The following is a 26,509-nucleotide window of genomic DNA, read 5'->3' as shown; positions in this document are numbered from 1 at the left end:
TAAAAATAGAAGTTATGCGATGTGCAACTTACAGCTATTTTAATTAATCAAAGCCTGAAATGGTAGAAAAGCTGTCGGCAGTCGCCTAGATTAGAGATAATATTTCCAAAGCACTAATTCTCTATCATCTATGACTCAAGCAATACCCAAGCTAGTAACCTTTGAGGAATTCGTCGATTGGCTACCCGAAAATCGACGAGTACGCTACGAACTACATAAGGGAGAAATTGTTGAAATGGCGCAACCAGTAGGGGAACACGAAGAAGTTAAAGGATTTTTGACAATAAAGCTCAGTGCTTCAATTGACCGATTAAACCTCCCTTACGTTATCCCCAACCAAGCTATAGTTAGACCTCCTGAAAAAGATTCTGGTTACTTCCCAGATATTTTGGTGCTAAATCGTGCAAATCTGGAAAACGAAAAGTTATGGAAAAAACAATCTACCGTTAGTTTGGGTGCATCAATCCCTTTGGCAATTGAGGTTGTATCAACCAATTGGCGGGACGATTACTACTTGAAGTATGCTGACTATGAAGAGATGGGTATCCCGGAATACTGGATTGTCGATTATGCTGCCTTGGGTGGACGTAATTTTATCGGTAATCCTAAACAACCGACAATTTCCATTTGTAACTTAGTTGATGGGGAATATCAGATAAGTAAGTTTAGAGATAGCGATTGCATTATCTCCCAAACTTTTTCTGAATTGAATCTCACTCCAAACCAGATTTTTCAAGCTGCTGTGATGTAGCGTTTTAATTCGTAATTCGCTAATGCTAACCCATCTCTAGTTAATTCCCCCCAGATACGGAGGGAATATTTTATCATCAAACTAACTAACTAGATACTGAATTAGCCGCTTCCGAAGCCTTTGCAGCTGGTGGAAAGCCACCCATGCGAATCTCAGAAGTAAATGAAGTTATACTAAATCCACCAAAACTCTTGAGGACATTTACCCGCATTCGCAAATTGGGGCTAGCAAACCACAAGCGTTCCTCTGACGAGATGGTTTCATCCTCTGTAGTTAGGATTAAAGCACCGTCACTGTCAATTTTATAGCGTCCGGCAACTGGAGTTTTATTAGCATCAACTATTTCTCGCAGTAACTTACCTTGAGTAGGATTATCCGCATCAGGTACTGACACTAAGACAGTTGAACCACTGTGTTTTGGTTGATCCTTTTCCACTATGCCGTTCCAGGTAATTTTGGTAGCATAGGAAGCAGAACTAGGATTAATTTCATAATTTTGACACAGTTTGATCACTTCTGGATGATCTACTGCCAGCGTCTCAATGATGATGTCTGACTTGCTATTTTCAGATTGGTTAAAAGCCAAATGTTGACTAGTACGATGAGAAAACCATTTACCAGCGCTTAACTGAAAAAATTCTTCAATATTCATGAATTAAATTACCCTACATCAAAATGCTAAGATTCCCACTTAATTATTTATTAAAAGGTAGCAGGAGGTTTTAAATTAAGCTTGATTGTCTATTTCCTCAAGCTTCTTGAGGCCAATTCTGGCTGCCTCAGCAACGTTGAAATGATTGTCTTTTTCTAGGTATTTTAAGGCTGAGACACTCTTGGGAGTAGGAAGATTCCCCAAGGCTTCTGCTAAACGCTGCCTGACTAACCAATCATCTGATTGGGCGAAGCGCAGAATTTTATCGACAGACTCAATATCTTTAATTTCTCCCAGTGCAGAGATTGCAGCTTGTTGCAACACTACTTCTTTGCTATCCAATGCTTGAAGAAGAATTTGACGGGCGCGGGGGTCTTTAATATTACCGAGAGAAACGGCTGCACTAAAGCGTACTAGCCAATCAGTATCTTCATAAAATGCCCGCGATAGCACCTCAAAGGCTCTAGCATCACCCAAATATCCTAAGGCCCCGGCGGCATCAGCGCGTATACCATAATCGGGGTCATTTTCGAGAATTTTTACCAAAATTGAATAACATTCTGGCGTGGGCTTGATTCCGAGGGCAAATATTGCCATCGATCGCAGTTGCAAAGATTCGTCGTCTAGTACCTTTTTAATCAAAGGGACTGCATCTTCAGGGTCAACATGACGCAGATTAGCAAGGGCTACCATGCGATCGCGTAAATTCGGACTTTCTAACTGAGTAGAAATTTCTTGTAAGCTGAGAGCTGCCATTTAGTTCCAAGCGTTTTCTTTACTTATCTTAATGTACACCGATCCGATCATCAGGCTGTCACCATAGTGAAGTAGGAGTTTGGGGATTGGGCATTGGGCATTGGGCAATAAAATATGAGTAAGATTTGGTTGGGGTTTGAATCTCCATTCAAATCTTCCCAGTCCCCAGTCCCCAGTCCCCAGTCCCCAATCTTGCGATCGCCAAAAGGATTGCTAAATAATTGTAATAATATTTAACAGAGTCTAGGTTGTGTAATTTAGATTAACTATTGCAGAGAAATTATCTGAGAGTTAGTAAAATGGCAAATACTACCAGGCAACTATTTTATGGATTAGTTACCCTAGAATTGTAGACGATGTTTTCAGTTCTGAGTTAGTTGAGTATTTTGCCTATCAGAGGCATACCAATCTAGACCACACCAAATCCTTCATTAAGAACTCCCACAAATCATAATGGCTGTGATTGAGAAGAAAAGAACTCGCGATCTGCCGCAAATTAACGAACGAATTCGCTTCCCAAAAATTCGGGTTATTGACACCGACGGCGCCCAGATGGGAATTATGCCCCCACAGGAAGCAGTACAACTAGCAGAAGAAAAAGAGCTAGATTTGGTGCTAATCAGTGATAAAGCTGACCCGCCGGTTTGTCGGATTATGGACTACGGGAAATACAAGTTTGAGCAGGAAAAAAAGGCGCGGGAAGCCCGGAAAAAGCAGCACACGGCTGATGTCAAAGAAGTTAAGATGCGCTACAAAATAGAAGAACACGACTACAACGTGCGTGTCAAGCAAGCAGAGCGCTTTTTGAAAGATGGCGATAAAGTCAAAGCAACTGTGATGTTCCGGGGTCGAGAAATTCAACACAGCGACTTAGCAGAAGATTTGCTTAAGCGAATGGCGACGGATTTGGAGCCTTTTGGTGAGCTTCAACAAGCGCCTAAAAAAGAAGGGCGAAACATGATGATGCTCATCTCGCCCAAAAAATAATCTTCTAACTGCTTAATAGACCGAGTTTGGAAATCCCCTGACTTCTGCCAGGGGATTTTCTCATTTTTCCTTTGGCTGCAATATGCGCTTTGGACTTACATCTGTGCGCCCCTACCTCTGAGGTGAATTAAATTTATCTGAAATCGATAGTCCTGAAGGCTGAGTGGGAAACATAATACTCAGTTGCTCAGGACTTTTGCTATTTCCAGGGAATGAAGGGGAAATCAATTCAAAATTCACGCATTCAAAATTAAAGAACTCCTGTCCCCTGTCCCCTGCCTCCTGAAACGGTGATATCTACCAGAAACTAAAACTGCATGGAACTGAAAAATTACTGGTTGGCTACAAATAAAGGTGTTCTAACACGACTACTACAGTGGGTGAATCTCCGACCAGAGGAGAGTGAACGAACTCAGATAATGTTTCTTTTTTACACTACTGTATGTGTAGGATTGCGGTGGGCAGAGGACAGTACGGTGGCGCTGTTTTTGGATGAATATGGCACTCACCTGCTGCCGTGGATGTATATTGCCAGCGCCGTGATGAGTGCCGGACTGGTTTTTTTATACTCTTGGCTGCAAAAGATTTTCCCCTTACGGCGGGTGATTGTGGCGATCGCACCTTGTATGTTGGTGCCATTAGTTTTATTAATAGTATTACGTTGGGGTTCGCAATTTTCCTACCTGGCAGTTATTTCGGTATTTCTGCTGCGGCTGTGGGTAGATGCACTTTATGTAGTCAATGACCTCAACATCTCCATCGTCGCCAACCAACTATTTAACATTCGGGAAATTAAGCGCACTTACCCACTGGTGAGTAGTGGTCTTTTAGTCGCAGATGTCATCAGTGGCTTTAGTTTGCCTTGGCTAGTACAATACACCACCCTAAATAGGATTGTCCTCATTGCCTGTGTAGTCATTTTATTAGGATCGGGAATTTTATTCTATTTAACTCATCACTATCGAGCAGCTTTTCCTGAAACCCCACAAAGACAAATTCCTGAAGAACAAGCTTCACGAGAGCGTTTCATTAAAAGTCCACTGAAGCGCTATGTTTGGCAGTTGTTTGCTTTTGTCGGACTGTTGCAAGTCATTGGGTTGTTAATAGATTTTCAGTATCTGCGCGAACTCCAATCGAATTTAGGCGACCGAGAACTCGCTAGTTTCTTGGGTCTGTTTGGTGGGATGTTGGGACTGTGTGAATTGTTGTTGCAGTGGTTTATCTCTAGCCGACTCATCGAACGCATGGGGGTATTTTTCACGGCGACACTTTTACCAATCACCGTTGGCTTTTCACTCCCAGGGGTGCTGGTATTGCTGCATTTAATTCCAGCTATGCAATCGCAAAGCTTTTTTTGGGGTTTGATAATTGTCAAATTCTTTGATGAACTTCTGCGCTACACCTTTGTCATGAGTAGCGGTCCCATCCTGTACCAACCGATTCCAGAGGGAATTCGCAGTCGGATGCAGACTTTATCTGGGGGAACCGCCGAAGCGATCGCCACAGGTTTGACAGGAGCGCTAATTTTTGCAACTATATTATTTTGTGGACGGTTTGTACCCGTACCATTGCAAAAGTGGGTGTTAGTCGCAGAAACAATGCTGATAGCTGCCACCTGTTTAAAAGTAGTTTGGGAATTGCGATCGCGCTATGTTGAACTGTTAGTCTTGAGTGTGGCGCGGGGTCAATTAAGTGCAACCAATATGGGCTTACGATTCTTCAAACAGGGAGTAGTCAAAGCTTTAGCAGAAAAAGGCAGTGAGGCTGATAAACGCTCTTGCATTGAACTTTTAGCCCAAATGGACTTGCAAGGAGCTGCGGAAGTTTTAGCACCTCTACTAGTGAAATTAACCCCAGATTTGCAACGCCAAAGTCTGGAGGTGATGCTGACGGGAGGTGTAAATTCGGCTTATCTACCCGCCATCCGTCCTTTATTAGAAGAATCTCAAGAAACTAACCCCGAAGTTTTTGCCTTAGCGCTGCGCTACGTTTGGCTGGCTGAACCAAATCCCAATTTAAGCCTTTTAGAAGGATATTTACACCCCCGGCAAAACTCACTCATCCGCGCCACCGCCGCCGCTTTAGTCTTACGCCAGGGAACGCCTATGCAAAAGGTAGCGGCTACCCAAACTATGCGCCGGATGTTGACTCATAAGCAAGAACGGGAACGGGTGAATGGAGTTAGAGCGCTCAGAGAAGCAGTTTATTTGCAAGCGTTGCGGATTCACATCCCAAATTTATTACAAGATGAGTCATTACGGGTGCGCTGTGCTGTATTGGAAATGATTGCAGCAACCCATTTAGAAGAGTACTATTCGGCACTGATTGCAGCACTTTATTACAAATCAACTCGTAGTACAGCAATGTCAGCCCTAATGCGACTGGAAAATGAAGCGTTAGAAATGCTGTTGCGGTTGGCTACTAATAGTTACAAACCGGAAGTAGTGCGGATGTATGCTTGGCGCACCATTGCTCAAGTCGGTACTCAGGAAGCATTAGAGACTTTATGGGAAAACTTAGAAACATCTTGGGGTATTACTAGAGATCATATTCTTCGCAGCTTACTAAAAATACATAAACAACCAGGAATTAAAGGTTTAGTAGATCGGTTTTATGAAAGTCGGGTAGAAAATTTAATTAAGCAGGAATTAAAGTTTTTAGGTGAGATTTACGCTGCATACATTGACTTCAAAACCCTAGACGAAAAAGAAAATTATCAATCCAGTGAGAGGGTTGTGATTGTCTCTGAGTTACTGCAACGCGCCCTTTTAGAATTGGAATTGGATGTCAAAGAGCGGCTGCTATTGTTACTGAGACTGCTTTACTCGCCAGAAAAGATGCAGGCAGCATCCTTCAATCTGCGATCGCTCTCAGTGGTAAACTTAGCACGGGGGTTAGAAATCCTAGAGCATACCATAACTTTGTCTTCAAAGTCATTATTGCTGAATATTTTAGATAACCGGCCACAGTCGGAAAAATTGCAACATCTTGTAGAGGCCAAGATCGGAGAATATGAGAATATGATAATTAGCGATCGCCTCCACAGATTGCTGATGTTGGGTAACTTACTTTCTGACTGGTGTCTAGCTTGCTGCTTTCATTATGCTCAAGTGACACGCATCCGACTAACCAGTGCTGAGATATTAGTGAGTTTGCGTCATCCAACCGGCTTTGTCAGGGAAGCTGCGATCGCATACTTAAATATGGTTTCACATCGTGTACTCCTGCAAATCCTCCCCCAGTTACAAAAAGATCCACATCCTTTGGTAGCTGCTCAAGTTAAAGAGTTACTCGAAAAACACCAATTCAAAAACTACAACTGAAAAAACCTCCAATCGCTGTGGAAGCAAAATTAATAACTAAGGGACTTCCAAATAAAAAAATCTTCAATTAACTCTTGTGGGGTGGGCGACACGAGAGCCATATTATGGGCGCTCATGTTGCCCACCCCACAATATTGGATAATTTATTTCTTGGAGTTCCCTAACTAGACATCTCCGAAAAAAATGTAGAGACGTAGCACTGCTACGTCTCTACAAGGGTTCTGCATAACGCATATTTAATTTCTAGAGATGGCTACTATAGCGGTTCTCGCTTGGGTGCAGTACAGTTTTGACCTCTCTCCAAACCTCTCTCCTAAAAGGAGAGAGGCTTTGAATTTTGCTCCCCAACGCTAGCAGGGAAGGGGCTGGGGGTTAGGTCTGTATTCCATGCAATTGAGAACTGCTATAATCACTAATGCCCAATGCCCAATGCCCAATAACTATTTTGTTAACCTGTAAAGTAAAGTAAAAATCCCCAGAATATCAGGAAGATTCATGTACGTACTCATCGGTGGAGCCGGCTTAGTGGGCTTAAGTTTAGCGCAAAAACTGGTAGAACTAGGACATACTGTTGCTGTAATTGACATTGATCCTATCGCTTGCCGCTACGCCCGTGAACAAGTAGGAGCAATGGCTTTTGAAGGCAGTGCTGTGAGTACAGAAGTATTGTTAGAAGCTGGGATTCGCAAAGCCGGTTCCTTAGCAGCATCTCTGAGAAGTGATGCCTTAAACTTGGCAATGGTAACTCTTGCCAAACACTACGGAGTCACCCATATTTTAAGTCGGATGCGCCACCCCGATTTTGCCGAACCACTCCGAATAGCTGGAGCCAACCACATTATCAGTACTGTTGAACTATCAGTTTCAACAATGGTGAATGCCATTGAATATCCCCAAGTGGAATCAATGATGCATTTTGAGCAGGGACAGATTGAGGTTTTGAAACTTTCCATCCCCAACAATTGCTATGTTGCTGGCCGTAGCCTTGCCGAAATTGCTCAGGATTCCCAATTCCCTACTGGTTCGCTAATTATTGGCTATCAATCTCATCCCCACGAAGATTTGATGATTCCTAACGGCAGTACAATACTGGAACCTCATTCAACCGTGTTGATTGTGACTAAACCAGGATGTTTACATCAAGTCATTGATTTTATTCAACAAAAATGTTGAGGGCAGTTAGCTAGATACATATATAAAATTGGTGTAGATAGTTTTGATGAAACCGTATCCACATATTTATTTAGCGATCGCTATTATTCTTGCATCTTGTGAATCAGCAAATATTCCCCCCAAGTCACAACCTAGTGCTATTCAAGCAACCCCGGTGCAAAAAACAGTGACGCTGGATAAGAATTTTAAGATAGCAAGCGGTCAAACTGTTTATGTTCCGGTATACTCTCATATCTATCATCACAATCGCCAGGAGATTTTCGAGTTAGCAGTTACCCTCAGTATTCGGAATACAGACTTGACCAAGCCGATTATTATTACTTCTGTGCGCTACTATAACTCAGAAGGAAAGCTAGTTAAACAGTATTTAGAGCGCCCGATTCAACTTGATGCCCTAGCTTCTACAGATTTTTTTATAAATAGAAATGACACCAGTGGAGGTTTAGGCGCAAACTTTATTGTCGAGTGGGTAGCCCAAACAGAAATATCCGAACCCATAGTGGAGGCAGTGATGATTGGTACTGACTTTCAACAGGGAATTTCTTTTATCAGTCCTGGTAGAGTCATTAAAAGTCAAAATAACTATACGCGATCGCCTTTAAAATAAGAATCTTAAAAAGCTGATTTGTGATTTGTAGTTTCTCAAAAACGATTTAGGGTAGCTATATATGAATACGGTTCAGTTAGGCTTAACTCTTTGTCAAAGTAAATTTTTTAACGTAGACGCGGAACGGCTTGCCGCAGGCTACCGCAAAGGAAGAGAAGGAGAAAATACTTAATCCTATTCTATCTTTAGATATATATCTTTACCTTTAGTTCTCGGTAGTTAGACATAATTAATGAGTATACAAGGTTCATCGACGAAGCTCAAACTAGTATTTTTGTATTTTTCAGGCACGACTAACTAGACAAATTAAAGTCCTACATTACGATATGACACAGAAACACGTGTAACACTTTCATTTTTATACTCAATCTGTGTCCACCAGTATTGCGTGTTAATTAGGGAAGGTTTATTAATTTCACAGTCTAGAAAATTTACGTGGCTATGTTTAGTACCTTTGCTGTAATCTATTCTAATATCTCTATATCTGTAGTACACTCCGTTTTGGATGTCTTTACATTTAAAGCCATTTCGTTTCATTATTGCTTTAGCTTTATCAACGGAGCTGCCGACAGGTAATCTGTGTAGAATTTCTTTTTCCATTACATCAGGGTTTTTATAAAGCCAGATTTTCTCGCCAAGTAGTAAGGGGAAAATATTGCCAACCCAACAGCAGGCTATAAGAAAAATACAAACAATAACAACCAGAATTGGTATAAGTAGTTTTTGAAGTATGTTCATATTACGAGATTTGCGTTGCTCCTAGTCTCTACCTGGAAAAAAAAATTAATTAGTTCGACCTAAACCTCAACGCTCGAATGGGCACACTAGGGAATAAAAATATCTCTTTCTATCCCCTATGCCCCATACCCAACAACTACTTAATCATCTTCTAATTTCAACAATTGTTCATCAAGAATTTGTATCCGCCCGCGCACAATTTCTTCCGAGAGAATTCGCTTCCGCATTGCCTCATTGAGCGCTCCTTTTTCTGCCAACAGCAAACGCCGACGAATGGCTTCAAGTTTACTACTCTTACCACCTTCGCCTTCCACCTCATCAGGGCGACGATTATAAAGTTCCCGCAGTATCTTTTCTGCACTGGCAATTCGCACCTGATAACCTGAACGCATCTCTTCATAAACAGCTTTTGGTAACACCCCTGATTTCAACAGACTATCTAATTCATCTTGTGCTGCCTTACCCGTTATCAACTGGGCTTGCAATTCTTCAACCTGTTGTTGAACTTCAGAAAATTTAGTTAACTTTAAGCGTTTTACCACCCAAGGCAAACTCAAACCCTGTCCCACTAACGACACCAACACACAGCCGAAGACTATAGCTATCAAAACTTCTCGCCCTGGGAGTGTAGCAGGTAAGCTCAACGCCAGAGCCATTGACAATGAACCTTTGATGTTGCCGAAAAATAGTAAATGCTGCCAGCGTAGCGGAATTGGGCGGTCAATCCAACGAACTATTGCTAGTAGCGGATAGACCGTAAGAACTCGCCCAATTTGATAAGCTAAAACTACAAGTAGAATTGCAGGTAAAGTTTTCCAGAGCGTCACCAAGTTTATTTCTACACCAATCAGCAGAAAAATAAAGGTGTTGACAGTAAAACTGGCATATTCCCAGAAACTTAACAAGGTGATGCGACTAGAAGCAGAAGTATTGCGAGAAAGCCCTAAATTCCCAAAAATCAATCCAGCTACAACTACGGCCACAGCACCCGACACACCGAGAAATTGCCCAGCCTGAAAAGTTCCTAATGCAACTGCGACTGTCAGTAAAAGACTACTGAGAGCATCATCTAAACGGGCGAATACAGGGATGCTCAAGTAGCCCAAAACCAACCCCAGAACGCAGCCTCCTAGAAAGATAAATAGTAGTTGTTCGATTCCCTCTATAAATGTGACTGAACCTGTTGAATATACTTGCAAAATCAGGTTGAACAAAACTAAGGCAGTTGCATCATTAAATAGAGTTTCTCCTTCAACGATGGTGGAAAGTCTGGCAGGCACTGGTATATCCTTAAAGACGGCAATCATAGAAACAGTATCAGTGTTTGCCAGCATTACTCCGACAAATAAGGCAGGTATCCAACTCAGTCCCAGCCCAAATTTCAACACAACGGCAATAATCGCGCTAGAAAGCACAGCCCCAGGCCCAGCTAGTAGGGCAATTGGTTTAAAGGTGCTGCGTAGACGGCTGACATCAGTATTAATACCCGCTTCAAAGATGAGAATTGGCAAAAAAAGATTCAAAATTAGAGATGGATTTAAACCAATCCGTCGAGACAATAACTCGGTGATGGGCAAACCTGCTAATACTAAACCTGTAACATAAGGGATTCGCAACCGCCGGGACAGCAGAGCTACACCTGTAGCAACAAGCAAGAGAATAATTGAAACTTTGACTAATTCTGTAACATCCACTATTACGTTTTGGAAAGTTAGTTTGACCTGACTGATAGATTCTCCCCTCATTCAGGCCAAATTAGCAACTTCAGGGTGTTACCGTAGCTAGCGAACCCAGAGTAAAGGCGATCGCTAACTCATATTTGAGCCAAGTAGGGACATATATCTCAATACGCTTGGGTTAAGGATTTTTGGTGCTGATTTTAGACCTGTAGAGACGCGAAATTTCGCGTCTCTACCAAGGGTTTTGGGCTTAACTGAACGGTATCGACAAATATCTGAGATAATTTTAATTAAAATTAACATTTTCCGCCGATGCTAAGACTGATTACTGACTTCGACGGTCCAATTATTGATGTTTCCGAACGGTACTACCGTGTTTATCAATTCTGCTTAGAGAAAACCCGTCGCCCAAACCAAGTAGTGCAAGAACTTCCGAAAGGGGAATTTTGGCAGTTAAAGCGATCGCGCATTCCCGAAAAACAAATCGCCTTAAATTCTGGCTTAGACGAAGCCCAAGCCCAAGAATTCGCCCAATTGCGGCGACAAACAGTGCATACAGAACATTATTTCAACTATGACACTCTCGCACCTGGTGCTGTTGACGCACTGTTAAAAATTCAAGAAGCTGGAATTGATTTAGCAGTTATGACCATGCGCCGAGTTCGAGAACTAGAGTATGCCTTCAACAAATACGATTTAGGTAGATTTTTCCCAGAAGATCGTCGTTATTGCCTGAGTAATGACTACGTTAAAACTCGTGATATTGAAGATAAGCCCTTATTGATGGCTAGGGCATTGAAAGAACTACCCCCAGCTGCTGATACCTGGATGGTGGGAGATACGGAAGCTGATATTACTGCTGCGAAAAATCACGGCATTAAGGTGATGGCTGTAGAATTAGGTATCCGCGATCGCACCCAATTAGAACTTTATCACCCCGACTTAATCGTTAAGGATTTTAGCACTGCTGTAGATTTAGTCCTAAAACCTAAACGTCTTGTCTAGAAATCTCTATGCTGTAACAACTTGAATCATATTAGCGTTCAGTCGAGTCTCGGCAAGTTTTGTAATGGGGATTTAGACCCCGTTACAAAACTTAACTACGAACTATTTTAAGATACACTTATCTACATGGTAAGGGCACACATATAGACCCTTACCGCGTGTTACATCCAAATAAATAACACACATCAGCCACATCTTCTTTTTAGAAGTTTTTAGAAGCTTCTTTACGGGTAACGATTTAGCGTAGAAAGCTACTAACCAACCACAACAATATAAACGTCACTACAGTAGATAATTGATTTGTTCCTAGACCTGTAAATGATATTTGTGATAGAACCCAGCTAGCAACTAGTCCCCCAGCGATTAAGCCAACTATTAAACTGACCAGGGTGAACAAAACTGCTCGACCAAATTTGCCTTCTTTGCGATTGAGAAAGTAAATAGTAGTACCTACCCCAACCACCAACGCCAACTGCAAAACCTGATCGCCTCCCTCTGGATAAAACAGGCTAATAGAACTCAAACCCAGAAACCAAGCTCCTGGTAAGAGTATATCCGCAGGCGTTGGCTGATCGAGCATCCGTTGCAGCCATGCAGGTGACTGCTGGCGAGGGGCTGGACTTTCTTTAGGAGCCGATTGCACTCGCAACTCTGGGAACCGGATGCGTTCAGGGACTTTGATTTTACCTTCCTGGCGCATCCGCAAGCGATCCATTAAAATCGCATCGTAAGCCGCTTCAATTACTTCTAAATGCTTGGCATCGCCATTGTGTTGCTCGAATAGGCGATTGCGAGCATCTTGAATTTCATCGAAGCTAGCTTCTTCTGATACCCCAAGTTTTTCGTAGGGATTTTGATCGCTCATGGGAGTTTGTTACTTCAGCCTAAGTCAGAGGCAATTTTTGTCGAACAAAAAACAGCTTTAGGTTTTATTTTGATCTAAACCAAAGTCTCGATCTATTTTACGCCCTACCAGGATAGTAGCACGGGTTAGTTTGATCGACTTTGCAATTTCAACTACAGTCACTTTAACATATCGCTATAACTCCGTGTATACCCTCATGTCGTTGCCTAATTCTGGCTCTAATCTAGAATTTGAACGGAGAGTACCTAAAATGCATAGTTTTTATGAAAAAATTAACTTTACTGTTTCAAATTTGGCAACTTACTGTGCCGTAATAGAGTTTTTTTAACTATACTGAATAATCGCTTGTGGTATATATCCGCATATCGATTTAAAATTGAAACGTTTTAAGTTACCACTTCACTGGGATCAAGAAGGCTTACGGCTAAAGTTCAGAGCGCTTACATCCTGTGGCTAACAGAAGTTTAGCGTTCTCATTGCCGATAATCCTGATTAGAGTATTTATTTTTGAATAATCAGGATTCTCATACTGTAGCCATGTAGATTCTTAATTAGTCCCAAAGTGGCAACTGCGTTTTTACGCAAACCTCTTGTTAATCTTACGAATTTTTGTGCAAAGTAATGGTCATGGCTCCTGCCAAGATTCTTGTAGTTGACGACGACCCTGCGGTTCGGAATTTAATCCAACGCTTTTTGATTAAGCAGAACTATCAGGTGGAGGCTGCCGAAGATGGAAAGACAGCCTTAAATCTATTTGAGCAGTTTAACCCTGATTTGGTGATTCTAGATGTGAATTTACCAGATGTAACCGGGTTTAACCTCTGCCAAGAGATGCAAAGTCGTAATGGTGTTTTTGTTCTGATGTTGACTAGCCGTGCTGACGAAGCTGACAAAATTCGCGGCTTTGCTAAAGGTGCTGACGACTATCTCACCAAACCTTTTGGACTAGGAGAGCTGGAAGTCAGAGTCGGAGCTATTCTAAGGCGTCAGCGAGTGATAACTACGGCCGAGCAGAAACGCTTGGTATTTGAAAAACTGATGATTGATCCGGTGCGACGGGAGGTAGCACTTAATAACCAAGCAGTACCCTTAACTGCTCTGGAATTTGACTTGTTGCATTTTTTAGCAAGTCATCCAGGTCGAGTTTGGCGGCGGGCAGAACTAATCCAAGAGGTGTGGGACTATGAATATGTCGGCGACCAACGGGTTGTAGATGTCCATATCGGCCAAATTCGCAAGAAGATCGAAATTGATGCTAGTCAGCCAGCATTAATTCAAACTGTACGTGGCGTAGGGTATAAGTTTGAATCTCCTGCTCACCCCCAGCAATTGGAAGCCAAATCCTAAGTTTATAGTCTAGAGTTTTTTAACTCTTGACTGTTAACTTTTGGGGGAGTAGTTAGGGAATTTCTTTGGCTTTAGTAAAAGATAAATTTAGACAATCAAAATTGGTAGATATTCCTCAAATACAGGTCAGACAGTTATTTGAGGTATTTATTTATAGCGGTTCCCATTCAGATGCGGTACAACATTACATAACGATGTGTAGGGGCACGGCAATGCCGTGCCCCTACGGGTGTACCTCACTTAGGTTGGATCTCGGAGGAATACATGGTTTTGGATTGGTGTCAACGGGTAGCGCCAGCAAAAAAACGACTTCGGCATCTCTTGTTGGGGAGGACTGTGGAATAGGAAGAGTTTTCTGATCGTGTGATCGCTACTAAAGCCCCTTAAAAAACCCGTTTTTAGTCAGAGGCTGAAAACAATACTCATTGGGCTGCTGCCGCAAGTCAGGGAGGCAGCAACCCCAACATAGGCATTCCCAGTCGGAGACTGAGAACAAGGTAAATCTTGCACTATTACCAACTAGTTTTGGCAACCGGAGAAACTATTGGAACCTTTTGAAGATCAGTAGATTCTGATCTTTTTTGTTGTAATATTGCCGATCGCTTTGGCTTAAAATCCCATTAATGGGGCACGGGATGCCGTGCCCCATCAAGAGGGCATGAGCCAGAATAACGCCCTTCATACCAGTACCTATGGGGTGTCTAGTAAATTAGCTGTTGCGGGCAAATCGACTCTGGGCATTTCTACTGAGGAGTGGTGGAATAAAGTTTCCAGATAGACTCGAGCAGCCCGGCGATCGCTACCTCCATTTTGGAGTAAAAACAATGATAGCGCCGCCGTCAATACTCTATTTTCATCCCAATCGGGATGGGTTTCTAAGTAGTTTTTTAAGGATTCGTGGAGTGTTTCAGGAATTTCTGTAAAGATGCTAACCGTTGATTTCATGAGATTTTCCTCCTATGAGGATAATCAAAAGGGACAAGTTGCTTGCGGTGAAGTGCCAAGGCTACTTCACACGCTCTTTCGCCAGCCCGACAATCTACGCCCACATCTGGTGGTAATATATTTTACACATTTGATGCCAACGGTTGAACGGATTACAAAAGCAAGCCGAATCATTGTGCGCCAAGAGGGGGTGGGTTTGTCAATGCTGCGAAATGTTAAAACTGGTGGTATAAAAAATAAATACGAACGAAGGAATCAGTATTAGAGTCTCTTTTTCGTTACTTTACTTAATAAAAACTCAGTCCTTAAACTTCTTTGCTGCTTATAATCAACAATCCCCAGTCAGAGTGCAGGAAGCCTATTAGCTCGTATAACACCTGTGGAAAACTGCGAAAATACCTGTGGAAATTCTGTGGAATTAGTGAGAAAAATTGCAGCCAATGATAAGAATTACAAAAATGTCACTAAACTATGACATTTAACGGTTCGCAGAAGTCCGCATCTTTTTTGTCAATCAACTTGGTTTATGTGCAGCCAGTATTGGGGTAGCTTTGGGTAGCGCCTCAATTTCCGGCATTGTAGGGCGGATTGTCGGTGGTTCTTTGGCTGATTCTGGAGAATGGGCACTTTGTTGCTAGCCACGGCGATTTCAGCAAGAGGTTTAGGAATCACCGCCCTAGAAGTGCGGTGAGGATGTCAAGGTAAGGATTTTTACCTGTACTGAGATATTCAGTATACTGTAGTCCAATAACCGTACAAATGTACCCTACATACCCCAACAAGGCTCTTAGGCGACTTTTGCATGCTTGTCTATTTTTAAAGGGAGTGAGGGGCCGTAAAAGTGGTACAATCTAGCCAACAACATCCTACGGAGTAAGATGGATGCTGATAAATACAGTTCTCCGCAACCACTATAAAATCGTAGGGCTTTTAGGAAGCGGTGGGTTCGGTGATACCTATTTAGCTGAAGATTTAGATTTGCCCAACAAGCCTAAGTGTGTTGTCAAACACTTAAAACCGAAAACCTCCAATGCAACAGTTTTACCAATCGCCAGACGATTATTTGATAAAGAGGCAGAAGTTTTATACCGCTTAGGTAACCTGAGCAAGCAAATACCTAAGTTATTCGCTCATTTTGAAGAAAATGGGGAATTTTATCTAGTACAAGAATTCGTGGATGGACATGAATTGTCTAAAGAGATAATTCCTGGCCAGCCGTGGGGTGAAGCTCAAGTAATTCGACTGTTGCAGGAGATTCTGGAAGTTTTAGTAGTGGTACATGAGCAGAATATTATCCACCGAGATATCAAGCCGCAAAACTTGATGCGCCGGCGTGAGGATGGCAAGATTATGCTGATTGACTTTGGAGCAGTTAAAGAAATTGAAGGCTTGGCAGAAAACACTCAAGGTCAAGTGACTTCGACTATTATCATTGGCTCCAATGGTTATATGCCTAATGAACAAGCGAGTTCTAAGCCCAGGTTGTCTAGCGATATCTTTGCAGTGGGGATTGTTGCTATTCAAGCTTTGACAGGTAGAATACCTCAAGAATTCCCAGAAGATGCAAATGGCGAAATTATCTGGCGTCATTGGGCAAATGTCAGCGATCGCCTCGGTGATATCTTAACAAAAATGGTGCGTTACAACTTTAGCCAACGCTACCAGTCAGCAGCACAGGCATTACAAACACTGGCGTACTCAACATCTCCGACTACTGTTGTAGCTCCAAGTTATTCAGCTTCTCCTGTAAAACAAAAATCAACAACCAGGCAGACATTTGGATTTAATGGGGCAGTTTTAGCTGCAACTGTAATCGGAGTAGGAGTAGTGGCGATGCTTGGATTATCTTATTTTCTCAGACAGCAATCTCCCCAAATAACTGAAAATACTGAACAATTTATTTCACTACCTTGCAGTTCACAACTAACTTCAATTCCATCAACTAGAAAACCCGATATAAAGTATCCAGATGGTACTGAATATTATGGGGATAAAGATAAAAATAATAACCCCTTTGGTAAGGGAGTAATGAAATTTAAGGATGGTACTCGATACGATGGACTATTCGACAAGAGTAAGCGCAATGGTTGCGGCGTATTATTATATACCCCAAGCACCTATTTTCTCCGTAAAGATTATGTAGGTCAATTTGTCAATGATCAATTTGAGGGGCTAGGAAAACTTAGATGGAAAGATGGTCGTGAGTATCGAGGCAATTTTAAAGCTGGGAACTGTGAAGGGCAAGGAATATTTCAATCCGCAGATGGATCTTCTAAAAGTGGAATTTGGCAGAAGGGAGAATTGCCAGGAAGCAATTTATCATGTAATATCTAGAAAATATTAATGTAGTATATGTAGTACATACTTAATAATGATAAATATTAATACTGAATGTAAATCAGCTCTATTAACGAAAAATGAAACAAAAGTCATCTAAAAAATTTAAATTCATTGTTTCTACTGCTTGGTTACTCTTCTTCGCAAACTTTGGTGTAGTTGTTTTACCACAGGTAACTCTAGCGCAGGATTCATCTCCTGTAACTCCCGTAACTCCCGTAACTCCCGTAACTCCCGTAACTCCCGTAACTCCCGTAACTCCCGTAACTCCCGTAACTCCCGCAACTCCCGCAACTCCCGCAACTATAAATGAAACTCCCGCAACTGGAAACCAAACTCCCGCAACTACAAATGAAACTCCCGCAACTGGAAACCAAACTCCCGCAACTATAAATGAAACTCCCGCAACTGGAAACCAAACTCCCGCAACTACAAATGAAACTCCCGCAACTGGAAACCAAACTCCCGCAACTATAAATGAAACTCCCGTAACTCCAAAGAAAACTCCCGCAACTATAAATGAAACTCCCGTAACTCCAAAGAAAACTCCCGCAACTACAAACGAAACTCCCGGAACTATAAATGAAACTCCCGTAACTCCAAAGAAAACTCCCGCAACTACAAACGAAACACCCACAAACTCAGACCGACCTTCAAGTGGTAATTCAAATTCAGGTACAAGACCAAAACCAAAAGTAAAACCAAAACCAAAAGCTCCAACACAAGACCCCCAACCAGCACCTTCATCTAATGGAATTCCAGGACTATGGTAGAACTTTTTTGATTTGCGATATTTAGTAATTTGGAGATTGAGAATTCAGAATTAAGACTTAAAGCTAGTTGGTGTCTGAGTTCTCAATTTTTTCTGGTTACTAAAAGTAATCATAATATTAATAATTAATGCAACAGAAAATGATACGTAGGATGTATTTTTGTAGTACTTTTAAGTTTAGCTTAACGACAATAGCAGTACTGATGTCGCTTCAGTCATACGCCACTGCTCAGGTCACTAATAGTCAACCAAACTCTTCTCAAGTTGAATTAAACCCTCTACCATTACAGTCAAATATTCCTAACTACTCTGAGCGAAAGCGCCGATTATTACTCAAACTCCAGCATCCCATAGAGCCGATAATTCCCAAGACTTCTGAGCAAGAAATCCATTTGCTACTTAAACTTAATGAACGAAAACTTTACGTTTATCGGGGTGACAGTTTACAAGCCAGCTACCCAGTAGCTATTGGTAAACCTAGATGGGAAACACCTACAGGCAAATTTAAAGTTATTCACATGGTGCAAAACCCAGCTTGGAAAAACCCTTTACCTGGGTTTGCTAATGAACCAATTTCTCCTCCAGGCTCATCAGATAATCCTCTAGGAGAACGTTGGATTGGATTTTGGACGGATGGAAAGGCCGAAATTGGATTTCATGGTACTCCGAATGTAGAATCTGTTGGGAAAGCAGCTTCTCATGGTTGCGTTCGGATGTATAACCGGGATGTGCGTAAACTCTATGAATTCGTGAAAATAGGAACACCCGTACTAGTGACTAAATGAAGCTGGAGTTATATAACATTAGGACTAGGGCATATTTTCAAAGTCTTAGATCCCCCCAACTTCCCCTTAAAAAGGCTAGGGTGTACACACAAGTCTTATAACCTAGCCCCACAACGTTTTGATCCCCCCTAACCCCCCTTAAAAAAGGGGGGGAAAAGAATCAAAGTCCCCCTTTTTAAGGGGGATTTAGGGGGAGCTAAAAAGTTAGAAGGGTAAACAAATAGTTTGAAAACACGCCCTAGTCCTAAACATAATCCTCAAATCTATTGGCGACGTTCTTGGAGTTTGCGATATACCGATTTTAAATCAACTTGATGGTGAGCTAAGGCAACCAAAGTATGATATAGCAAATCAGCCACTTCACCTGCGATCGCATCTGCTTCATCATCCTTAAAAGCCATTACCACTTCAGCAGTTTCCTCACCGATCTTTTTCAAAATTTTGTTATCGCCACCTGCGAATAGTTTACAGGTGTAGGAGCTTTCAATCGGATTGTCGCGGCGATCGCATATTATTTGAAATAATTGCGACAATGTATCCCCTGGTGGTGGGGCAATTTTCCCTTCTATTTGGTGAAAGCAACTGCGCTCTCCAGTATGGCAAGCAACATCTCCTAATTGCTCTACCCCGATGAGCAGCGCATCACTATCACAGTCATAACGGATACTTTGGACTTTCTGGATATGCCCTGAAGTCGCCCCCTTATGCCACAACTCTTGCCGAGAACGACTCCAAAACCAAGTTTCCTCAGTTGCCAAAGTCTTTTGTAATGATTCCTGATTCATCCACGCCATCATCAGGACAGTACCATCCAAGTAATCTTGGACAATTGCAGGCACCAAACCCCGTTCATCGTAGCGAATTTTCTCAACAGGGATGGTGTAATGCAGCGATCGCGAATCCTTAGAAGACATACTAGCTAGTTTGCTCTAATGAGAATAACTTATGGATTCACGATACCATTCTGAATAGGGCAACGGGCACATTTTTTCAATTGAACTATATTATCTTGCTGTGAAATACTCCTACAGTGATGCAAATATAGTTGGGGAAAGATTCTGGTATGCCTCAAATCATTGAGTTTGAATATCAAAAGTCAAGTCTTCATTGGACTTGTATAACATCTTGTTATTTTTTTGGTTCAGCTAATTTTTCTATAGGATAGAAATTCTAAGCACTCTTTGACCCTATCCTAAGATAGAGCTTTTTATTGGCCATTATTTAGGAGAAAACCTTGGTAAATACGACAATTAAAACCACAAAATCACAAGAAGTCTTCGCCGCAGCTCAAAACCTCATGCCAGGAGGAGTCAGTTCTCCAGTTCGTGCCTTTAAATCTGTGGGTGGACAACCCATAGTTTTTGATCGTGTTAAAGGCGCATATATTTGGGATATAGATGGCAATCAATACATAGACTATGTAGGCACTTGGGGACCAGCTATTTGCGGTCATGCTCATCCAGAAGTCATTGCAGCGTTGCATGAAGCTTTAGAAAAAGGTACCAGTTTCGGCGCTCCTTCAGTCCTAGAAAATGTTTTGGCAGAAATGGTTATTGATGCCGTTCCTAGCATCGAAATGGTCAGATTTGTCAACTCTGGAACTGAAGCTTGTATCGGAGTTTTGCGGCTGATGCGGGCTTTCACCAACCGAGACAAAATCATCAAGTTTGAAGGCTGCTACCACGGACACGCCGATGCGTTTCTAGTGAAGGCGGGTTCTGGTGTTGCTACACTTGGTTTGCCAGACTCACCGGGAGTACCTAAAGCGGCAACTAGTACTACTCTAACCGCGCCTTTCAATGACTTAGAAGCAGTTAAAGCCTTGTTTGAAGAAAACCGCGATGAGATTGCTGGTGTCATTCTTGAGCCAGTTGTTGGCAATGCCGGATTTATTGCACCTGATGCTGGGTTCCTAGAAGGATTGCGGGAACTGACTCACGAGCATGGAGCTTTATTGGTATTTGACGAGGTGATGACAGGCTTCCGCATTGCTTACGGCGGCGCGCAGGAAAAATTTGGGGTTACTCCCGATTTAACGACCTTGGGCAAGGTAATTGGTGGTGGTTTGCCAGTCGGGGCTTATGGTGGTCGCCGAGATATTATGTCAATGGTTGCGCCCGCAGGTCCGGTATATCAAGCTGGGACTCTTTCTGGTAATCCCTTGGCGATGACTGCTGGCATTAAGACTTTAGAATTGCTGCAAAAGCCAGGTACTTACGAGTATCTTGAGCGGATTACTAAAAAGCTAGCAGATGGTTTGCTGCAAATTGCTAAAGAAAATGGTCATGAGGTTTGTGGTGGTCAAATCAGCGCCATGTTTGGCTTATTTTTTACCTCTGGTCCAGTTCATAACTACGAAGATGCGAAAAAGTCTGATACAGCCAAATTCGGACGTTTCCATCGCGGGATGTTAGAGCGTGGTGTTTACTTAGCACCCTCTCAATTTGAAGCTGGGTTTACGTCTTTTGCTCACACTGAAGAGGATATTGATCAGACTTTAGCAGTTGCACGAGATGTAATATCGAGCCTATAACCAAAAAAGTCTGAGTAAGTCAGTAAAGATAACGCCTACAGCGTTGCTCACTGGACATTGTATGATTGCTGTGTGCGATCGCAATCAGTCGAAGTGTCAACTTCCGATCATCGGAACGACCGTCGCTGATGTTCTGTATAACTGCCTAACCATTCTGGAAGAACGGTTAGGCACTATTACAAAAAAAACCGCCCAAAATTAACATCTGAACGGGATTTTTCCTATTAATACTTAATGCCAACCTAGTCTGCTACAGGTTGTACTGATATCTCAGAACTACAAGTCAGGAGGTAAAATTACCTGGTCAATTGCGTGGATTACACCGTTGCTGCCTGTGATATCTGCCTGGGTAACTTTAGCGTCATTGACGGTAACACCAGTAGCAGGATCAACCTTAACGTTGATTGTGCCACCTTCAAGGCTTTTAACTTCGCCAGACTTCAAATCACTGGACAATACCTTACCAGGTACTACATGGTAAGTTAAAATCTTGAGCAATACTTCTTTGTTGGCTGGTTTTAACAATTCTTGTAAAGCATCTGGTGGCAACTTAGCAAAAGCTGCATCAGTGGGTGCAAAAATAGTTAAGTTATCTTTGCCTTGCAAAGCTGCGGTCAACCCTGCTGCTTTCAAAGCCTTGGTTAAGGTGGTAAAGGAAGCGTTTGACTCTGTTAAGGCTAACAAGTTTTTGCTTTGATTGCTGCTTGCCCCCGGGCCTGGTGGAGTCGTGGTAGGTGTTTCAGTAGATGGTACTTCTGTTGGTGGTGTGGTAGGTTGAGTTTCCGGGGTAGGACGTGGGGTGCGGAGTGGAACTTCAGCAGGTGTGGCACCACCACCACGGTTATAGGGAGGCTCGTTGAAAATACTTGGTCTGGAATTTAACGTTCCACCACTTTTTTGTGCTACTTCTTCGGCTTTGGTATTGCCCTTTTCTCTTTGGGAAGCAGCCTCAGTAGGTGTGTATTGAGCGTTTGCTTGAAGGCGTTGACTCTGATTGTAGGGAGCTTCGTTGAAAATACTGGGGTTAGGATTTAGTGCCGATTTCGCATCAGATGGTAAAGTAACCAGAAAGCTAAAACTAGTAAATCCTGCTATGCCTGCCAACATGGTCAGCAATTTGCTGTAATTTGTCTTCATAAATTTTGTTTGTCTTTTTGTTCTCACATTACATAAAGATTTATAACATTTTGTTAGTCACAAAATCTAACGGAAGAGGTAAGTAAGATTTTTTCTCAGAAGAATTTCTGCTTGTGTGGTAAAGCATCAACCCTTATCGTCACCCTAATAAGTATGAAATATATCTAGCATATATTTTTTATGTATATTGAGCAAATTTTCTGCATCACACCAAAAAGAGTTAAAAAGCCCCACTTGGTGTAGCGTAAAATCTAAGAGTGTTTGAAAATCTTACAGCTAGAAGTTATGAGTTACAGTAAACTACCCACCACCAATTGCTAAGAGCAATATGGTGGGGTCTCCTGGAGGGTTAGATGAACTTCGGAGAAAGAGTCTACTTGAAAGGCCAATTTATATACAAACTTGTACGTAAACCAATAGGTGATTCAAAAATCCTGAATCCAATACGGAAGAAGACCATATCTGGGAATTAACCATTGATTATTCAGCAGCAAAAGTACAGAGAATTAATACCTAAATATTCTAACTGACGCTAAAGGTGACAGAAGTTAAATTGACGGCTGAAGACTCAAGACTGAGCGGTTAGATTTATTTCTAAAATATACCGAATCAAATTATTTAGTTATTTGATATTTTAATCAATCAGAAAAAAATATTTTTTCCATTAGTAATTTTACTAAAAATCAAGCATCAGTTAAACCTAATGTCAATTAAAGAGACAACTAAGCAACTAACGCTCTTTTATTACTATCCTCAGATTAAATTTGAAACCCTATTTTGACGTTAAGCTGTTACGTGTACAAGTTGCATTATCAGGGCGCTCATGTTGCCCACCCCACAATCATCTTCAAAAAATATTAGTGCAAATTAAAAGCGCAACAGCTTAGTCCGTGTCGGTGGACGAGAGTTTGTGTAGCCGCGATTTCTAATCGCCTGGATTATTCCCTCTCCAGATTCATAGAAGAGCGCTAATGCCAATAAAAATTACTTAAACTAAAGATACAATTGTAAAGTTAAGAAGTTGACCAGTTACAAGGTATACAAGAAATGCTGGAATTATACCAATGGGAACTCTCTCAATACTCAGAGAAAGTGCGCCTAATTCTAGATTTTAAAGGACTAGATTACCGCAAAATAGATGTTACGCCTGGGATTGGGCAAGTAGAACTGTTCCGGCTGACTGGTCAGAAACAAGTCCCGGTATTAAAGGATCGTAATAAATATATTGCGGATTCTACGGAGATAGCTAAGTATTTAGACTTAGAGTATCCCGATCGCCCAATAATACCGCAAGATCCCAAAAAACGGGGTTTAACTTTATTAATAGAAGAATGGGCGGATGAGTCTATAGGCATCAAAGGTCGCAAAGCACTATTTGCTGCTATAAGTCAAGATCAAAATTTCCGCAAGTCTTTATTACCCACCTCAACACCCGATATATTTAAAAGTCTGGTTGAAGGAGTGCCGACTGATTTCTTGACACTGTTCGGTTTTGGCGTTGGTTACAGTCCAGATGTGATACAGTCAGCGATCGCATCCTTAAAACAAGACTTAGAAGCCTTGACTTTATTATTGGCAGATAGCCCTTATTTAACAGGAGATGAGCCGACTTTAGCTGACTTAGCCGTGGCTGGCTTATCGATATTGCTCAAGTTTCCCCCTGGCCCCTATCTGGATTTGCCAGCTTCTATTAGAGGTAAAGGATTGCCAATCTTTGCCGAGAATATAGATTATGAACCATTCTTTACCTGGCGCGATCGCCTTTATGCCCAATTCCGCAAACCGTTAATTAGTACTACTCCACCAACGGGAAGTTCGCCAACTTCGATTCAGATTGATTAGGGACTGGGGACTGGGGACACTTCTCTACGAGAGGCTGCGCCAACGACAAGCTCAGTGCATCGCTGGGGAATGGGGACTGGGGACACTTCTCTACGAGAGGCTGCGCCAACGACAAGCTCAGTGCATCGCTGGGGACTGGGGACTGGGGAGAGAAAAACAAATGACAAATGACAAATGACAAATGACAAATCAGATGAATTCGAGACAACCATTAGGTTCGGTTATTCAAGGTTCTCTGACTGAAGGGTTAGAAGTGCGATTGCATCCTGACATTTCTGTGGAAGATATGCGGGTGGGTAAGTTTCTGGTTGTGCAAGGGATGCGATCGCGTTTTTTTTGTATGCTGACAGATGTAGCATTGGGAGCTGCTAATGCCCGAATTATTGCTAATCCCCCCAGTTGGGAAGACACTTTTTTACGAGATGTTTTAGCCGGAAGTGGTACTTATGGTACTATCAACCTTGCGCCGATGTTGATGTTCACTCCCGAATCGGAAGAATCTTTCTCCCCAACAAATGGCAAATCGGCAAATCCTTTTGTGCCATCGCTGACGGGTTTGGCTTCATTTGTGCCACAAACCAGCACGACGATGGAATTGTTACCCGTTAAAACTATTCCTAGCCACTTTAGTCAGGTTTACGAAGCAAGTGTTGACGATTTTCGCCGGGTATTTGGTTGGGAAGATGACCCCCAAAGGCGCAATTTTTCCATCGGCAAACCTTTAGATATGGATGTGCCGGTTTGCATCGATTTAAACCGCTTCGTAGAACGAAGTAATGGGGTTTTTGGGAAATCTGGTACTGGTAAATCATTTCTAACACGGCTACTTTTAGCTGGCGTTATCCGTAAAAATGCCGCAGTTAACTTGATTTTTGATATGCACTCTGAGTATGGCTGGGAAGCTGTTGCAGAAGGTAAAAATGTCAGTACTGTTAAAGGATTAAAGCAACTTTTTCCTAGTAAAGTCGAAGTTTACACCCTCGACCCCGAATCGACAAAGCGCCGGGGTGTGCGTGATGCTCAAGAACTTTATTTGAGTTATGAGCAAATAGAAGTTGAAGATATTAAGTTATGTAGTCGAGATTTAGGACTCTCTGACGCAGCCCTCGATAACGCCAATATTTTGTATAGCGAGTTTGGTAAGTCTTGGATTGTCCAGTTGCTGAATATGAGTAACGAAGAAATCGAGATGTTCTGCGACGAGAAGCGTGGACACAAAGGCTCGATTATGGCATTGCAGCGCAAACTCTTGCGGATGGATAGTTTGAAGTATATGCGAGCGGTTTGCCCCCAGAATTATATTAGTAAAATTGTGCAGTGCCTGGAATCTGGGAAGAATGTTGTGATAGAATTTGGTTCCCAGTCTAATATGCTCTCTTATATGTTGGTGACGAATATGATCACCCGGCGGATTCACGAGCATTATGTCAAGAAAGCAGATAAATTTCTCCAAAGCAAAAATCCTTGCGATCGCCCCACGCCATTGATGATTACCATTGAAGAAGCGCACCGTTTTCTAGACCCAGGAGTGGTACAAAGTACTATTTTTGGGACTATTGCCCGTGAACTGCGTAAGTATTTTGTCACACTTTTGGTAGTTGATCAACGTCCATCAGGCATAGATAATGAAGTTATGTCCCAGATTGGGACTCGCATTACCGCTTTGCTGAATGATGAAAAAGACATTGACGCGATTTTCACGGGTGTCTCTGGTGGTAGTGGATTGCGATCGGTGTTGGCAAAATTAGACTCGAAGCAACAAGCTTTAATATTGGGTCATGCCGTTCCCATGCCAGTAGTAGTACGTACCCGGCCTTACGACGCAACTTTTTACGAAGAAATTGGTGAGCCAGCCTGGGAAGAAAAACCTGACGCAGAAGTATTCGCAGCTGCTGAACTAGCCAAAGCCGACCTGGGATTTTAGATAGTCATTGGTCATTGGTCATTCGTGAATGCCCCATGCCCCATGCTCCATGCCCAATTCGTAACATCCCTCCATTGTCACAGTAAATTAAGTTCGGTTATCCGGCTACTTTCTCGCAACAGAAGAGGGGTTTTTCGCGTCACTATAGATGTAGTCAGTAATTTCAAGGAACTTTAAAATTTTTTCTCTAACGACCGCTTTTGAATTATAATTATAGGCTTTATCTGAAGATAGTTTACTATCTGCCTGATTTATTGTACTATAAAGCTAAGTAGAACTCATACCGACTTCGGATTTTCCAGTTGCGTTAGTAACTGGCCAAAAGAAGAATTCTCAAAAACAACCAACGTG

The 26,509-nt window shown here is 42.2% G+C and carries 22 protein-coding genes and 1 pseudogene; 14 read left to right on the top strand and 9 right to left on the bottom strand.

Translation table 11 applies throughout. The features are described 5' to 3' along the window. The first annotated feature begins 130 nt into the window (after positions 1-130). Complete coding sequence (locus V7K50_RS29625; RefSeq protein ID WP_334966419.1) at positions 131-751, top strand: Uma2 family endonuclease; 621 nt, start codon at positions 131-133, stop codon at positions 749-751. Between the two features lie 85 nt (positions 752-836). Here the strand turns inward: V7K50_RS29625 and V7K50_RS29620 are convergent, their stop codons facing one another. Together V7K50_RS29620 and V7K50_RS29615 are read right to left on the bottom strand one after the other, a co-directional pair. Then, a complete protein-coding gene (locus tag V7K50_RS29620) occupies positions 837-1,403 on the bottom strand; it encodes a phycobiliprotein lyase (RefSeq protein ID WP_334966417.1) in 567 nt (188 codons plus the stop codon). A 75-nt stretch (positions 1,404-1,478) separates the two neighbouring features. Beyond that, positions 1,479-2,159, bottom strand: coding sequence for a HEAT repeat domain-containing protein (locus tag V7K50_RS29615; protein WP_334966415.1), 681 nt, complete (start codon positions 2,157-2,159; stop codon positions 1,479-1,481). A 453-nt stretch (positions 2,160-2,612) separates the two neighbouring features. Here V7K50_RS29615 and infC point away from each other — a divergent pair, with 453 nt between their 5' ends. From infC to V7K50_RS29595, 4 genes are all read left to right on the top strand, one after another. Next, entirely contained in the window at positions 2,613-3,146 is a 534-nt protein-coding gene (gene infC, locus V7K50_RS29610) for a translation initiation factor IF-3 (RefSeq protein WP_334966413.1), read from the top strand. A gap of 317 nt (positions 3,147-3,463) precedes the next feature. Next, the gene (locus V7K50_RS29605) at positions 3,464-6,469 is read left to right on the top strand and encodes an MFS transporter (RefSeq protein ID WP_334966411.1); all 3,006 of its coding nucleotides are present in this window, start codon (positions 3,464-3,466) and stop codon (positions 6,467-6,469) included. A gap of 495 nt (positions 6,470-6,964) precedes the next feature. After that, on the top strand, positions 6,965-7,642 hold the full coding sequence (locus V7K50_RS29600) for a potassium channel family protein (protein WP_334966409.1): 678 nt from the start codon (positions 6,965-6,967) through the stop codon (positions 7,640-7,642). 46 nt (positions 7,643-7,688) lie between these two features. Further along, complete coding sequence (locus tag V7K50_RS29595) at positions 7,689-8,249, top strand: DUF3124 domain-containing protein (protein WP_334966408.1); 561 nt, start codon at positions 7,689-7,691, stop codon at positions 8,247-8,249. Between the two features lie 306 nt (positions 8,250-8,555). On the opposite strand, the gene V7K50_RS29590 is transcribed toward V7K50_RS29595, so the two are convergent. Next, the gene (locus V7K50_RS29590) at positions 8,556-8,987 is read right to left on the bottom strand and encodes a hypothetical protein (RefSeq protein WP_334966406.1); all 432 of its coding nucleotides are present in this window, start codon (positions 8,985-8,987) and stop codon (positions 8,556-8,558) included. A gap of 140 nt (positions 8,988-9,127) precedes the next feature. Then, positions 9,128-10,681: a cation:proton antiporter gene (locus V7K50_RS29585; protein ID WP_334966404.1), complete on the bottom strand. Its 1,554-nt coding sequence runs from the start codon at positions 10,679-10,681 to the stop codon at positions 9,128-9,130. 297 nt (positions 10,682-10,978) lie between these two features. On the opposite strand from V7K50_RS29585, the gene V7K50_RS29580 reads away from it, so the two are divergent. Then, positions 10,979-11,671, top strand: a complete 693-nt coding sequence (locus V7K50_RS29580; RefSeq protein ID WP_334966402.1) for an HAD family hydrolase — start codon at positions 10,979-10,981, stop codon at positions 11,669-11,671. Positions 11,672-11,909: 238 nt separating this feature from the next. Here the strand turns inward: V7K50_RS29580 and V7K50_RS29575 are convergent, their stop codons facing one another. Next, complete coding sequence (locus tag V7K50_RS29575) at positions 11,910-12,536, bottom strand: CPP1-like family protein (protein WP_334966400.1); 627 nt, start codon at positions 12,534-12,536, stop codon at positions 11,910-11,912. Between the two features lie 627 nt (positions 12,537-13,163). Between V7K50_RS29575 and V7K50_RS29570 the strand changes: the two genes are divergently transcribed. Beyond that, entirely contained in the window at positions 13,164-13,883 is a 720-nt protein-coding gene (locus tag V7K50_RS29570) for a response regulator transcription factor (protein ID WP_094329363.1), read from the top strand. A 753-nt stretch (positions 13,884-14,636) separates the two neighbouring features. Here V7K50_RS29570 and V7K50_RS29565 read toward each other — a convergent pair. Further along, positions 14,637-14,828: pseudogene (locus V7K50_RS29565) on the bottom strand (DUF2811 domain-containing protein); the annotation flags it as partial. On the opposite strand from V7K50_RS29565, the gene V7K50_RS29560 reads away from it, so the two are divergent. Both V7K50_RS29560 and V7K50_RS29555 read left to right on the top strand, forming a co-directional pair. Beyond that, positions 14,827-15,093 (top strand): hypothetical protein, encoded by a 267-nt coding sequence (locus V7K50_RS29560; RefSeq protein WP_334966398.1) that lies wholly within the window; start codon positions 14,827-14,829, stop codon positions 15,091-15,093. The pseudogene V7K50_RS29565 and the gene V7K50_RS29560 overlap by 2 nt on opposite strands. Before the next feature lie 617 nt (positions 15,094-15,710). Continuing rightward, the gene (locus V7K50_RS29555; RefSeq protein ID WP_334966396.1) at positions 15,711-17,162 is read left to right on the top strand and encodes a protein kinase domain-containing protein; all 1,452 of its coding nucleotides are present in this window, start codon (positions 15,711-15,713) and stop codon (positions 17,160-17,162) included. Between the two features lie 73 nt (positions 17,163-17,235). On the opposite strand, the gene V7K50_RS29550 is transcribed toward V7K50_RS29555, so the two are convergent. Beyond that, positions 17,236-17,802: a hypothetical protein gene (locus tag V7K50_RS29550; RefSeq protein ID WP_334966394.1), complete on the bottom strand. Its 567-nt coding sequence runs from the start codon at positions 17,800-17,802 to the stop codon at positions 17,236-17,238. A 338-nt stretch (positions 17,803-18,140) separates the two neighbouring features. On the opposite strand from V7K50_RS29550, the gene V7K50_RS29545 reads away from it, so the two are divergent. Next, complete coding sequence (locus V7K50_RS29545; protein WP_334966392.1) at positions 18,141-18,722, top strand: L,D-transpeptidase; 582 nt, start codon at positions 18,141-18,143, stop codon at positions 18,720-18,722. Positions 18,723-18,985: 263 nt separating this feature from the next. On the opposite strand, the gene hisIE is transcribed toward V7K50_RS29545, so the two are convergent. Continuing rightward, positions 18,986-19,636 (bottom strand): bifunctional phosphoribosyl-AMP cyclohydrolase/phosphoribosyl-ATP diphosphatase HisIE, encoded by a 651-nt coding sequence (gene hisIE / locus V7K50_RS29540; RefSeq protein WP_334966390.1) that lies wholly within the window; start codon positions 19,634-19,636, stop codon positions 18,986-18,988. A 320-nt stretch (positions 19,637-19,956) separates the two neighbouring features. On the opposite strand from hisIE, the gene hemL reads away from it, so the two are divergent. Further along, on the top strand, positions 19,957-21,255 hold the full coding sequence (gene hemL / locus V7K50_RS29535) for a glutamate-1-semialdehyde 2,1-aminomutase (RefSeq protein ID WP_334966388.1): 1,299 nt from the start codon (positions 19,957-19,959) through the stop codon (positions 21,253-21,255). Between the two features lie 276 nt (positions 21,256-21,531). Here the strand turns inward: hemL and V7K50_RS29530 are convergent, their stop codons facing one another. Continuing rightward, entirely contained in the window at positions 21,532-22,392 is an 861-nt protein-coding gene (locus V7K50_RS29530; protein ID WP_334966386.1) for a fasciclin domain-containing protein, read from the bottom strand. Between the two features lie 1,047 nt (positions 22,393-23,439). Here V7K50_RS29530 and V7K50_RS29525 point away from each other — a divergent pair. Genes V7K50_RS29525 through V7K50_RS29515 form a run of 3 tightly spaced genes read left to right on the top strand, consistent with a single transcriptional unit; the run spans position 23,440 to position 26,158 of the window. Next, entirely contained in the window at positions 23,440-24,234 is a 795-nt protein-coding gene (locus V7K50_RS29525; RefSeq protein ID WP_334966385.1) for a glutathione S-transferase family protein, read from the top strand. Further along, positions 24,227-24,412: a hypothetical protein gene (locus V7K50_RS29520; protein WP_334966383.1), complete on the top strand. Its 186-nt coding sequence runs from the start codon at positions 24,227-24,229 to the stop codon at positions 24,410-24,412. The genes V7K50_RS29525 and V7K50_RS29520 overlap by 8 nt, the downstream gene beginning before the upstream one ends. 15 nt (positions 24,413-24,427) lie before the next feature. Further along, complete coding sequence (locus V7K50_RS29515) at positions 24,428-26,158, top strand: ATP-binding protein (protein ID WP_334966608.1); 1,731 nt, start codon at positions 24,428-24,430, stop codon at positions 26,156-26,158. Positions 26,159-26,509 lie beyond the last annotated feature (351 nt).

Origin of the sequence: Nostoc sp., assembly GCF_036917135.1 — a bacterium.
In the GTDB taxonomy this organism is placed as follows: domain Bacteria; phylum Cyanobacteriota; class Cyanobacteriia; order Cyanobacteriales; family Nostocaceae; genus Nostoc.
This window is presented reverse-complemented; position numbering and strand designations above follow the sequence as displayed.